This window comes from Infirmifilum sp. NZ (genome assembly GCF_022693705.1).
Lineage (GTDB): Archaea > Thermoproteota > Thermoprotei > Thermofilales > Thermofilaceae > Thermofilum.
Genome location: NZ_CP094288.1, coordinates 1646707 through 1658817, shown reverse-complemented (window position 1 = coordinate 1658817; position 12111 = coordinate 1646707). Strand labels below are relative to the sequence as shown.

Sequence of the window (12111 nt, the reverse complement as noted above, 5' to 3'; positions counted from 1 at the left end):
GTTGCGGCCCCGGGCCCTTTCTGCGCTTCAGCCCCACATTACACTGAGCTACGCGGCCTTATATCCCTGCGCCGAAAATAAACGCCGAAAGTGAAAACACGGCAAACAGGGAAGAATTCATGCAGGCTCAGACCGGCTAAGCTGGAGGACCGCCTGAGGCTGCTGGACTACGGCTCCCTGAAAAAGCGTCGCACCCAGCCGGTGTGACGGTCTCGCTGAGGCTTGCCTGCGCCCTCCATGGAGACAGCACCCGAGCAGGCCCTGAAGGAGGCACACTTATAAACCCGGCGGTGAGGCCCGCTCAGCTCGTAATTGCCCTAAAGGAGCTGCTACAGCCAGGCTCTGTGGTTGTGAACCTCGTGACTCCGACCGCTTTCGCGCTGACACCGAAGCTCGCGACTTACACCGCCTCCAAGGCGGCGCTGCATGTACTCTCTGCCGCCCTCGAGAGGGAGCTCAAGAGTAGGGGGGTTCGAGTTGTGAGAGTGTACCCTGGTGCAACAGCAACTGAGTTCTTCGAGAGGACGGGAGCCCGGACGCCACGCTTCGCCGTTAGGCCGGAGACCGTGGCCAAGAAAGTCGTCGCGTGCGTGGAGAAAGGTTGCAGGGAGGTGTTCGTACCGGGCCTGCTGGGCTTCCTGCAGGTATTCTCGCCCCTTAACCTCTACCGCGCTTAGCGCTCTTCGCCGCTTCCTCTCCCGCCACAGCTTCGTACAGCTGGCACAGGTTCTCGATAACCACGACTCTACTGTCTATGCTTTGCTCGGGGTTCAGCATCCCCGTTTTGACCAGTATGGACTGGAACCCGGCCTGGGCCACGCTGTTGGCGTGCTCGACGCGGTCGTCGACGTGGGCCACTTCCTCGAAGGAGGTGCCGTACTTGGAGGCTAGGCTAGCTAGGGCATCTACTCTCGAGGGAGCGTCATCGGGCACTACGATTATCTCGTCGAAAAACTTCGAGAGCTCGCCTAGATCCATCCTCCTCCTCTTCATGCCGGGCACGCCGTCCCCGCCCGACACAGACACCACAACCTTTCCCCTGCTTTTGAGCTCGCGCAGCAGCCTGATCGCGCAAGGCAGGGTCTGCGACGCCTTCACCCGAGCCTCGAGCAGTAGCTCGGTGAACTCCCTCGGGTCCGGGCTCAGCTTCAGGCCTCTCTTCGCCGCGGCTTCCAAGAGGATGTCGAGCATTTTCGAGTAGTCCATGGTGCCGCTCTTTTCGCGGCTGAGCCACTCCTCCACGGCTTCGTCGGCCACAGGTTGAAGCATGCTTGCCGGCACCCCTATGTAAAGCAGCAGAATCTCGATGACGTCGCGCATGTAGCTGTAGCTGTCTACGATAGTGCCGTCGATATCGAATGAGAAGACCCTCACCCGCTCCACTAGCTGCTTCAAGTCCTGCATGTGGGTTCAGCTACCAAAGGGGCGCGCGTTTAAATTACTTTAGCTTTAGAGGGGGCGTACTTGTGCTTTTTAGCTTTTCCCTGGTTTCCTCCCGTGCTCGACCTACGGTTTCCCCCGCTTCCAGCGGGTTAGAGGGAGGTTGTGTGAGAGTGTTCGAGCAACGTCCCCGTGCTCCAGGTTCGCCACGACACAGCAGACATGGGGCCAGGTAGAGTGGGGAAAACAAAGAGAGGAGAGAAAAGGCTTAACTGTTTTCAGCCCCAGGATCTTGATGCGAAGGTACTCGGAGAGGCTCAGGCCCCTCTCCCCTGCCTCTCTCCTCAGCCCCTCCTTCTCAACCGGCGTGGCGCGGGCGCAGACGATCTCCGAGCGCTAAGCCTTCCCGAGCACGACGCGGTAGTCCGTCACGTCCACGGCCCCTAACCTCGCAGACCTAGCAGGCTTATGTGAGCGTTTATAACCCCATCCCCGCCCGTAGCTGTGAGGGTCGAGGTCGGCGGTGAGGCCTGGGAGGGGGCGTCGCGAGGTGGCTCGAGCTGACAGGCCTCACAAGGATGTTGTGGCGCCTGAGGCAGCCTAAGCCGCTCAGCAAGACCTTCGGCACAAGCTGCATATCCTCGCTCTGCGCACGTAGCCGTAAGCCCTGAAAAAGCAACCAACCTTCAACAGAATGTAACAATGTTATACTTTCAACGTTAACATCGGAGCACATATTAACCCCCTCCGCTCAGGGAAGAATGAGGCCCGCAGCCGCAAGAGGTGGCCGGTGAAGGGTGAGCCGGCCTCGGGGGCGCGGGCCAGGGTGCTTCCCCGAGAAAACTGGCGCCGCATGGTGGCGCCTGCACTCTCGGGGAAAAGAGAGTGGAGCGGGTGGGGGAGTGGTGTGGCTGACCCCCGTGAGAGAAAAATAACGGTCGAGGGCTTCAGGGTGCTGAGGTTCAGGGCTGAGCTGCCCAAAGAGCTCAGGGAGTTCATTGAGCGGGTGTACCAGCCGGAAGCTTCGCTGAGGTTCTGGCAGAGGCTACTTGGCCTGGACAGCAAGGAGCTCGAAGGCGCGTGGAAGGCTGTGCCGTGGGCTTACAGGGACGCGTTCGACAAAATGGTGCAACCGAGCACTGCGTCGAAGAGGAGGAGTTACCTGCGTTTCCCGCTACTTTCGTGGATGCTGAGGCGCACAGGGGCGAACGTGCAGGGTGCCGAGCTGATAATCAGGCTCTACAGGAGAACCTACAGGATCCCTCTGCCCGAGCGCGGAGCGGAGTGGCTGGGGAGGCAGGAGGATGCTTGCAGGGAATCCGGAGGGGAGATGTCGAGGTACGTTGCCGTGAAGAGCGATGGGCAGGTGAGCGTCGTGCTCCACTGCTCTCACAGCCTGAGCGTGGAGGAGTTGCTCGAGAACCTGGAAGTAATCGCAGTAGTCGACGTCAACAGCAGTCACGGCTTCTATTTCCTCGCCTACGACCTCAGAAGCGGGAGCTTCAGGATCCGCAGGTTCAAGATTCCGAAAATCGACTGGAGGAGGATAAAGGAGCTACAGCGCAACGCAACTAAGTCCAGGAAGCCGGGCGCCTGGGCCACCGCTCGTTGCGCGCTGAGGAAAGCGCACAGGCGCCGCAGAGCCGCATTGCTGAGTGCTGTCGCGGAGGCGACTAAGGAGCTCAGGGGAAAGAGGGCTGTAGCGTTCATCGATGTGCCATTCGACGAGTCTCTGAGGAACAGCGGCCTTCAGAGGACTCTGCGCAGCTTCGCGAGGAGGCTGGAGAACGCCCTCGGATTCCACGGCATTCCAGTAATCGAGAGGACTCTGCCCTCGAAGAGGTGCCCGCTCTGCGGAGGCAAGCTGGAGGAGGTCAGAAAGAGGGGGAGGACGAGGGTGATGAAGTGCAGGGAGTGCGGCATGGAGTTCGAGCGCGACAGCGTGCCGGCGCTTCATGTATTAAAGCTGTTCATAGAGGAAGCCGAGGTCGAGGAGCTCGCCGAAAGGCTGGCGAAGCGCTCGGCCTCCATGCTGCTTCTCTTCGGACAAACGCGCGCCCGGTATATGAGCGTGAAGTAAAAGCTTTTACATATAAGGACTCTGGATGAGATTAAAAATAAATAGTTTCCGAAGAGTTTTAAAGACAATGCTGCAAAGGAAGATAGTTCTCGTCGTGGACCAGGGCACCACGGGGACGCGCGTGGCTTTATACGATGAGAACGGAAACCCTGTCCCGGGAGGCTGGGCCTACCGCGAGCACACACAGATATACCCCCGGCCGGGTTGGGTTGAGCACAACCCCTTGGAGATATGGGAGAAGGTTCTAGTCTGCATGAAGGAGGCCCTCGACCGCTCTAAAGTTGATCCACGAGATATCGCTGCTATAGGTGTAACAAACCAGCGCGAGACTATAGTGGTGTGGGACCCGAGGACCGGCCAGCCCCTCTACAACGCTATAGTTTGGCAAGACCGTCGAACAGCCCCCATAACCGACAAGCTCAGGGAAAACTACTTCGACGTGATCTACGGGAAGACGGGCCTTGTCCCCGACCCCTACTTCTCGGGAAGCAAGATCCAGTGGCTTCTCGAGAACGTGGGCACGCTCAGGGATAAAGCCCTGAAGGGTGAGGCGGTCTTCGGAACGATAGACAGCTGGATCATCTGGAACCTTACCAAGGGCTCTCCAAACACGCTTACGCCTGGGAGAGGCGGAGCTCACGTGACAGACTACTCGAACGCCTCTAGAACGATGCTCTTCAACATACGGCGCCTCGAGTGGGACGCGGAGCTTCTCGAGCTCATGGGGAACATACCTGAGGAGAGCTTACCGCTTCCGCGCCCCTCCAGCGAGAAAGAGGCGTATGGCTACACGGGTCCCGAGCTGGACGGCATCTTCAACGGCCAAAAGGTGCCTGTTACCGGCGACGCCGGGGACCAGCAGGCAGCCCTGTTTGGGCAGGCGGGCTTTGAGCCGGGGGAGGTGAAGTGCACCTACGGGACCGGTAACTTCATACTCATGAACACGGGGGAGAGAGTGGTCAAATCCGAGAACAACCTCCTCAGCACGGTATTCTACAGCCTCGAGCAGGGCAGAGCTGTCTACGCGCTGGAGGGAAGCGTTTTCATAACAGGCGCCGCTATTCAATGGCTCCGCGACGGCCTGAAGATCATAGAGGTTTCCCCCGAGGTGGATCCGCTAGCCGAGTCGGCTGACGATACAGGCGGTTTGTACTTCGTCCCCGCTTTCACGGGTCTCGGGGCCCCCTACTGGGACCCTTACGCGAGGGGGCTGATCATAGGGATCACCAGGGGGACTACCAGGCGCCACATTGCACGCGCGGTGATAGAGAGCATAGCATACCTGACCCGCGACGTCGTGGAGGCTATGGAGAAGGACACCGCCTCCCGGATCAGGTCGCTTAAAGCTGACGGTGGGGCTTCGAGGAGCGACGTTCTCCTTCAGTTCCAGGCGGACATACTGGGCGTGGATGTCATCAGGCCGCTGGTGCGCGAGACCACCTCCCTTGGGGCAGCATTCCTAGCCGGTCTCGCCGTCGGCGTTTGGGGGAGCTTAGAGGAAATCAGGAAAACGTGGAAAGCGGAAAGGGTCTTCAAGCCAGCGATGGATCCTGAGAAGCGTGAGAGACTCTACAGAGGCTGGAAGGCGGCCGTCGCGAGGGCTCTCAACTGGGCTAGGGAAGTGCCCTGGGCGTACGGTTACGGTACGTAAATAATCTTGTTACAAAAAATTGAAATATATATTTTAGTTATAGGTGTTGAGGCCCTTGACCAAAAGCGTCCTGGTTATTGGCGGCGGAGTGACTGGGGTAGCTATAGCCTACGACCTCGCGTCACGAGGCCTAAGCGTCACCTTGGTTGAGAGAGGCTCGCTTGGCGCAGGCACTAGCGGTAGAACCCACGGCCTCCTGCACAGCGGGTGCAGGTACATAGCCGATGCTGAGGTTGCCCGGGAGTGCTACAGCGAGAACGTGACTTTAAGGAGGATAGCTCCTTTCCTGTTCGAGAAGAACGGCGGCCTCTTCGTCGCGGTCACCGAGGATGACCTAAGGTACAAGGACTTCTTCCTGAAGCAGTGCGAGAGAGCCGGGATACCCGTCGAGGAAGTCCCGAGGGAGGAGGCTCTCAGGCTTGAGCCAAACCTTAACCCGGACCTCAAAGCCGCGGTGAAGGTCCCCGACGGGACCTTCGACCCCCTCAAAGTGATCCTCAGCTTTGCAGCCTCGGCCAAGCTCAGCGGTGCGGTCATAAAGCCTTTCAACGAGGTGGTCGGCTTCAAGGTTGAGGGGGGCAGAGTTACCAGCGTGAAAGTGCTCGACAAGACGGTCCCTCGGGAGTACGAGGTTAAGCCTGACTTCGTAGTCAACGCAACGGGGGCTTGGGCTGACAAGGTGGCTCGGCTCGCAGGCCTTCGCGTCCCCGTCAAGCCCAGCCCCGGAGTGATGGTCGCCCTCGACGGCAGGATTGGTAACATGGTCTTCAACAGGCTGAACAAGCCGGGCGACGGCGACATCATAGTCCACCACCGGGGGACGAGCGTGGTGGGGACCACTTCTTGGGTTGTGGAGGACCCGGACTCTGTTAAACCTCCTAGGGAGCACGTAGAGCTCATGGTGAAGAGGGGGTCGGAGCTGGCACCCATTGTTTCGAGGCTGAAGATCAAGGCCGTTTACGTCTCTTCGAGGCCTCTCATCGGGGAAGGGGCTGCTAGCACTGGGAGGGAAGTCAGCAGGAGCTTTGCTGTGATCGACCACTCCCGGGACGGTGCGGAGAACTTCGTGAGCATAATCGGCGGGAAGTTCACAACGGCGAGGCTTATGGCAGAGAAGCTGGGCGACTTTGTAGCCGAGAGGCTGGGCGCAGCGAAGGAGTCGCAGACAGCTAGCAGGCCCCTTGCCCCCTACTGGCTGTTTTTCGAGGGGTGAGGTTCCATGAGGTTCCGAGTTGTGATCAAGAGGGTTAAGGCTGGGGGTGAGCCGAGGTTCGACGCCTTCGACGTTGAAGCCGACCCGTCTGAGAGCGTACTGGACGTTGTTGAGAGGATAAGCCTTGAGAAGGATAGGACTCTGGCGTTTGAGCACGCCTGCCACCACGGGGTCTGTGGCGCGTGCGGTATGGTGATTAACGGGGTCGAGAGGCTTGCGTGCATCACGCGCATAGGGGAAGTCGCTAAGGGAGGTGTAGTGGTCCTTGAGCCTCTCAGGGGTTTCAAGGTGATCAGCGACCTGGCAGTAGACAAGTCCAGGATGTTTGGAAAGTACAAGCTCGTTACTCCCTCGACGCTTGAGATAGTCGACGGTGGGCTTCAAGAGGTTCAGCTTGAGAAGCTCTACGACTGCATCGAGTGCGGGATATGCTACTCTGCCTGCCCGATCGCCAACACCTTCCCCGAGTACCTTGGCCCCTCGCTGCTCGCCCTGATCTCTAAAAGCGGCGACGGCAAAGTTCCAGCGGTTGTGGACTCTCGGGCTGGGGTGTGGGCTTGCCACGCGGCTTTTGAGTGTAGCGTCAGGTGTCCGGTTGGCTTTAAACCCGGTGAATCTATTATGCGCCTCCGCCGCAGGCTCCTGAAGGGGGAATTACGGGTTGAGGGGTGAGGCTATGGGATTGAGGGAGGTGTTGGAGAGCTGGTTCAGGTTGAAGGGGCGAAGCCTTGAGCACTTGTCCTTCGCGGCGAGAAGACTAGCCGGTATCATTATGGCGCTGTACCTTCTGCTACACCTGGTCGACATATCTACCCTCGCTCTGGGTGAGGAGGCTTACTCCGCTTTGCTAAACCTGTTCTCGGGGAGGCTCGGTCTCCTCGCTGACTCTCTGCTGTGGAGCATCCTGGTGATTCACGGGACCCTGGGGGTCTACTCGGCCTTTGTCGAGGCTGGGTACTTTCTGCAACACAGGCGCACTCTGCTCGTGATGGCCTGGATTTCGGCTATCATGTTGATAGCTATAGGTGTGTGGGTGATTGCCGGTGTCCTCGCGTAAGGGTGGCCTCGGCTGGGTGCTCCAGGCTTTGACCGGTGCAGTCCTCACAGTTGTCGTCGTAGCTCACCTGGTGAGAGTCCACCTGCAGGGATCCTACAAGGGTCTTCCCACGTACGGGGAGGTTCTGATGGCCTTCAAAAACCCGCTCGTGGTTGCGTCTGAACTTGCGCTGCTGGTCGCTGCGCTGTACCACGCTCTATATGGGCTCCACATGGTTCTGGTTGAGGCAAAGCTGGTCTCAGAGGGGAAGTCGAGGAAAATGCTGTCCACGCTAGGCATTCTCCTCTTCGCTTACGCACTCCTCCTGACGCTCTATCTAGCGGCGAAGCCTTATCCTTAGAGCTGCGCTACGGGGGATCACTTCCCGTAAACCTGGCTCTATCTGCGCGCCGTCCACGGCGAGGCTCTCTTCCAGGTAAAGCAGAACAGGCTTTCTCTCCTTTAGGTAGACAGTGAGCTCTCCCTCACCTCTATCAACGCGGGCTATCACTGCGGGAGACACGTAGAGCTGCCTAGTGCCTATGACGCTTAAACCGTCCCTTACAGGCGAGATCACGTAGAGACGCACGCCGCCTGGCTCGAGCTTCCCAGCGACATCTTCCTCGACGCCCACCTTCACCGCTTGGTTGCTGAAGTACTCGTAGACAACAACCTTTCCTTCCCGAGCCCCCAGCTCCTTGGGCTTAAACGTGTATGAAACCTCCTCGTCGCCCTTGTATATGTTGAAAGCTGCCAGCAGGTGGTAGACGCCCAGGCCCGGCACCGTGATGCTGTTTGCAAGCTTAAGAGCCACCTTCTCGTTGTAGGGATCCAGCATGACAGTATCGCGCGTCGGCAGAGCGGGGCCGTCCAGGCTGGGTATCTCCCCGCTGTCAAACACGAGGGGTTTCAGCACCTCGGCTCGGGTTTTACCGGGCTCGTCTGTAACGTAGATAGGCCCGCCGCTGATCGCCCTCGCCACCGCGTGGGGGAGGGCCAGAGGGTCATAGGACTGGAACATGTCCCAGTCGGGCCACGCGAGCTGGGAGAGCCAGATCGAGTTGTAGGCGTTGAAGTAGAGGTGCAGCTTAGACCTGGACGAGCTGTGGGGCACGCTGTAGTCGATAGACGCTCTCGTCACATTCGACCTGAACCAGTTGAAGAAGTGCTCTGGGTTGAGCGACATGCAGTTCAGCACGTCCAACCCGTGCAGGGCGGCTGCGGCTTCGATGGCCTCGTGTAGCATACGAGACGCGTCGCCGACGGGGTACTTCTCGGAGTAAACTGTGGAGACAGCGTACTGGTTGTCGACCTTGATGAAGTCGAACCCCTTCGATTTGATGAGCCTAAACCACTCCGAGTAAAAGCGGAACGAGGACTCCGGCTTAGGCACGAGTAAACCCCCAACTTCCTCCAGCTCCTCTCTGAAGGAGTGGGCAAGGTGGCTTTCGGGGTGTATACCGTTCCAGTAGCCGTTTAGCGTCAACCAGATGCCCACGCTTCTGGCGCCGCTTTGCCTTAAACGGGATACAGCATAAGCGAGACCGTCTGGGAACTTCTCCCTGTCTTCATCGAAGCTCCTGAGCATCCCGTCCTTCTCCTCCATCCAGCCGTCGTCTAGTAGAACCATCCGCACAGGCGCCTTCGCCATGATCTCACGAGCACCCTCCACGAGCTTCTCCTGGTTCACGTCGCGCCAGAACGCGTTCCAGGTGCACCATCCCAAGAAGCGCAGGGGTTCCGAGAAGGGCTTACTGCTCCTGAGGGAGCACGTCCTGCCCAGGTGTGAAGCCACGGCCTTGTACACCGCCTCTACAGCGCTGTAGGGGTCTTCTGAGAGCGCATACGCTAGGAGAGGGGCTTCCATCCACTCGCGCCTAGCTCTCGAAGTCACGACGAGCCTCAGCACTCCCTCCGCCGGCTCAGTGAAGTACGGTGCAAACCCGTCTGCGGGGACACATAGGACGAAGACGAAGCCTTCTTCGACCTCGAGCATGAGCTGGTTTATCTTCAGCGACCTGGGCATCCCGCTCAGCTTCTCGGTGTGCCATGGAAACGTCCACGGGCTAGCCATGAACTCTCCAACCTCTTGGGCTTGCGGGTAGTCGTAAGGCTCGTTGGTTCCGCCCATGTACCCAGGCGAGTCGTACGTGTGGTGGAAGACCAGGGCGCGGCGGAAACGTGGGAGCTTCACGTCGGCTACGGCCGCCACGCCTTCAGGCGTCGTAACGCCGCTACCTTTGAGAAGGAGGAGACGGGCGGCGAGAACACCCCCCTCTCTAACCCTTACTTCTCGCTCACGCTCCGTAAGGTAGGCCTCCGCGGGGGTGGCTTCCTTCAGAAAGCCTCCCGTAGAGACCTCGAGCCTGGCGACCGAGAGTTTAAACTGTGGGCTCAAGATGCATCGTAAAAAAGAAGGGTTTATTCAAGTTAAAAAAAGTGTTTTACTTGCCTTTACCTCGCGGGCCCTTGCCTGGGCCGGTTTGCTGCTCACCGCTCTCTTCACTTCCGGCGTTCTCCCCGAGCTTCTTCTCGAGGCCCGGCGGAAGCGGCTTCTCCTTTGGCGGCTTGAAAGTCGGCGGGGCGCTTATCTCCTTCTCGGCTCCATGCTTCTCCTTGATCTTCTCCTTCAGTTGCTTGACCGCGTCGTTCAAGCCCTTAGCCATGTTCCTGACCTCGTTTTCAACCTCTTTCAGCACTGCGGCAGTCTCGTTGAGACCCGTCCTGGTCCTGTTGCGTATTTCCTTGAGCTTGGGACCTGTGTGGTTGAGGAGGGATGCGTTGAGGAACGACGTCTCATTCTTCTTTAGGAGCCCGAGCTTCATCGCTCTGATGACTGTAACGTGAAGCGATACCCTGTTCAGTTCCGCGTTGATCAGCCCGAGTATCTTCTTGACCACAGCCAGGTTGGCCGCTAGCTGTGCAACTGTGATGTTCCCGCTGCTCAGCTGCGCCTCGGTTTGGGAGAGGATATCCTTCGCGTAAGCTATAAGCGCATACACGTACGTGAGATTGTACTGCGACTGGTTGAGCTTGGATAGCGTGGACTCGAGCTCGCTGAGCCTGGCTTTCAGGACTTGTAGCTGCAGTGTGAGGGCTGTTCTGCTGAGGGCCACGCTCATGTTGTAGTGGAGGGACAAGTTCACCTCCGTCCGGTTCTGCGGGGCCTCGACCTCGATCTCGAGCTCCAGGCCTGCCTTCTCGGCAAGCTTCTCGATGAGTTCTATAGCGGTGTCGTATGTGTTAAGCGAGTAGATGGCGTAGAGCTTGGCCCCGGTGATGTTCCCGGAGGTGTAGAGCTGAACGCTCGTGTTCAGGTAGCTGTCTGCTTCCAAGAGGAGTGACTCGATCTCTGAGATGTTCGGCGCGTACAGCGTTGTGTTTACGGCGGAGGCGAGGTAGGAGAACTTTTCATAAGCAATCCCCCGCAGCCTCTTAGCGTTGGCTATCAGTGCCTCAACCGAAGAGTCCTCTGAGGCCTGCACCTGGGATACTGCCATCAGCGACACGAGCAGCGCTATCAGCCCAAGGGCTACCAGCTTCTGCTTCATGCTTGCTCAATAGCAATGAGCCCTGGGGGGTAATTAGGAAAACTGCGGTAACCCACGAGAAAAGGACTTTCCGCCTCGGGAAAAACGAAAACATCAATTTTATTTCACCGTTTAGCCGTGAAGCCGGTGGCGCATGAAGGTCAGCAGAGTTGACAGCGCTGTCGGAAGCATCCTTGAAGTCGAGCTGCAAGACGGCGAGGAGGCAGTAGTGGTTTCCGACACGCACCTCGGGCTGAGGTTTCGCGGTCGAAGCCTGTCGAGGTACGAGGACTTCGCGGAGTTCCTGGCTAAGTACTGCCGCGACGAGAAGGTTAGCCTAGTAGTGCTACTGGGAGACATCTTCGAGTTCTGGAACGCCAGCGTGGGAGACATAGTTAGGAGCGCCTACGACCCGGTCAAGGAGCTCGCTAAAGCCGACAAGACGATAGTTTACGTCGCGGGAAACCACGACAGGATCATCGCGAACCTCCGCCTCGAAAGCAGGAGGGGGAGAGGAGACCTCTACGTGGTGCCCGACTTCTTTATCCTGAAGGTCGGCGGCAGGAGGTTCCTCCTCCTGCACGGGCACCAGCTGGACACCCTGTTCTTAAGGGTTAAGAGCCTCTGGAAGCTGCAAAGCTACATATACGTACTCTCCGAGTCCCTGTTCTACCTTCCAGGCCCGCTCGAGTGGGTTTTCGCCGGCCTGTCCACGCTCATCCTCCTACTTATACTCGCAACCTTCGGGGTCTCGAGCCTCAGCGGCGAGCTACTCCTCGGCTTGGCGGCTTTCTTCCTCCTCTCCCCGATGATAATCCTCTCGTGGCGCAAGCTACAGGATAAAGTGTGGTACGGCCTCATCCAAGGCCTCGCAGCCAGGGTTTTCAGGAGCAGGCTCCGGGGAAAAAGCCTCAGCAACATCGCGGTCAGCAAGCCGCTACACGCGCTCCTAGACATGCTCGAGAGTGTCCCCGAGATCGGGAGGGTTGACGGGGTCATTCTCGGCCACACTCACGTCCCGGAGCTTCTAGTCGAGAACAGCCGCATCTTCGCGAACTCGGGCTCCTGGGTTGAGAACGGCGTGAACGACTGCTGCACCTTCGTAAGGTTGTCCAGCAGGCTTATCGAGCTTGGAAAGTGGGAAGGAGGCGTCGCGAAGACCCTCAGGACTGCTGAGCTACCAGCGGAACAACTTTAATTAGCTTCGGTAAATTACTCCGT

At 58.7% G+C, this 12111-nt stretch carries 12 protein-coding genes; 8 read left to right on the top strand and 4 right to left on the bottom strand.

Going from position 1 to position 12111, the window contains the following annotated elements; genetic code table 11:
* Positions 1 to 203: 203 nt before the first annotated feature.
* Complete coding sequence (locus MOV14_RS09045) at positions 204 to 677, top strand: SDR family NAD(P)-dependent oxidoreductase (RefSeq protein ID WP_318537003.1); 474 nt, start codon at positions 204 to 206, stop codon at positions 675 to 677.
* On the opposite strand, the gene MOV14_RS09040 is transcribed toward MOV14_RS09045, so the two are convergent.
* The gene (locus tag MOV14_RS09040; RefSeq protein WP_318537002.1) at positions 658 to 1404 is read right to left on the bottom strand and encodes an HAD family hydrolase; all 747 of its coding nucleotides are present in this window, start codon (positions 1402 to 1404) and stop codon (positions 658 to 660) included. The genes MOV14_RS09045 and MOV14_RS09040 overlap by 20 nt on opposite strands.
* 102 nt (positions 1405 to 1506) lie before the next feature.
* Entirely contained in the window at positions 1507 to 1728 is a 222-nt protein-coding gene (locus MOV14_RS10040; protein WP_442786710.1) for a hypothetical protein, read from the bottom strand.
* A 442-nt stretch (positions 1729 to 2170) separates the two neighbouring features.
* Between MOV14_RS10040 and MOV14_RS09035 the strand changes: the two genes are divergently transcribed.
* From MOV14_RS09035 to MOV14_RS09010, 6 genes are all read left to right on the top strand, one after another.
* A complete protein-coding gene (locus MOV14_RS09035) occupies positions 2171 to 3460 on the top strand; it encodes a transposase (protein WP_318537001.1) in 1290 nt (429 codons plus the stop codon).
* 67 nt (positions 3461 to 3527) lie between these two features.
* A complete protein-coding gene (glpK, locus tag MOV14_RS09030; protein WP_318537000.1) occupies positions 3528 to 5111 on the top strand; it encodes a glycerol kinase GlpK in 1584 nt (527 codons plus the stop codon).
* Positions 5112 to 5166: 55 nt separating this feature from the next.
* On the top strand, positions 5167 to 6324 hold the full coding sequence (locus MOV14_RS09025; RefSeq protein ID WP_318536999.1) for an FAD-dependent oxidoreductase: 1158 nt from the start codon (positions 5167 to 5169) through the stop codon (positions 6322 to 6324).
* 6 nt (positions 6325 to 6330) lie between these two features.
* Positions 6331 to 6996 (top strand): succinate dehydrogenase/fumarate reductase iron-sulfur subunit, encoded by a 666-nt coding sequence (locus tag MOV14_RS09020; RefSeq protein ID WP_318536998.1) that lies wholly within the window; start codon positions 6331 to 6333, stop codon positions 6994 to 6996.
* A gap of 4 nt (positions 6997 to 7000) precedes the next feature.
* Entirely contained in the window at positions 7001 to 7381 is a 381-nt protein-coding gene (locus tag MOV14_RS09015) for a hypothetical protein (RefSeq protein WP_318536997.1), read from the top strand.
* Entirely contained in the window at positions 7368 to 7721 is a 354-nt protein-coding gene (locus tag MOV14_RS09010) for a hypothetical protein (protein ID WP_318536996.1), read from the top strand. Before MOV14_RS09015 ends, MOV14_RS09010 begins: the two co-directional genes overlap by 14 nt.
* Here MOV14_RS09010 and MOV14_RS09005 read toward each other — a convergent pair.
* Together MOV14_RS09005 and MOV14_RS09000 are read right to left on the bottom strand one after the other, a co-directional pair.
* Positions 7698 to 9758: a Sip1-related alpha-galactosidase gene (locus tag MOV14_RS09005; RefSeq protein ID WP_318536995.1), complete on the bottom strand. Its 2061-nt coding sequence runs from the start codon at positions 9756 to 9758 to the stop codon at positions 7698 to 7700. The two genes, MOV14_RS09010 and MOV14_RS09005, sit on opposite strands and share 24 nt — an antisense overlap.
* Before the next feature lie 46 nt (positions 9759 to 9804).
* Positions 9805 to 10911: a hypothetical protein gene (locus tag MOV14_RS09000; protein ID WP_318536994.1), complete on the bottom strand. Its 1107-nt coding sequence runs from the start codon at positions 10909 to 10911 to the stop codon at positions 9805 to 9807.
* Between the two features lie 133 nt (positions 10912 to 11044).
* On the opposite strand from MOV14_RS09000, the gene MOV14_RS08995 reads away from it, so the two are divergent.
* Positions 11045 to 12088 carry a UDP-2,3-diacylglucosamine diphosphatase gene (locus MOV14_RS08995; protein WP_318536993.1) on the top strand — a complete coding sequence of 348 codons (1044 nt, stop codon included), beginning with the start codon at positions 11045 to 11047 and terminating at the stop codon, positions 12086 to 12088.
* The last annotated feature ends 23 nt before the right edge of the window (positions 12089 to 12111 follow it).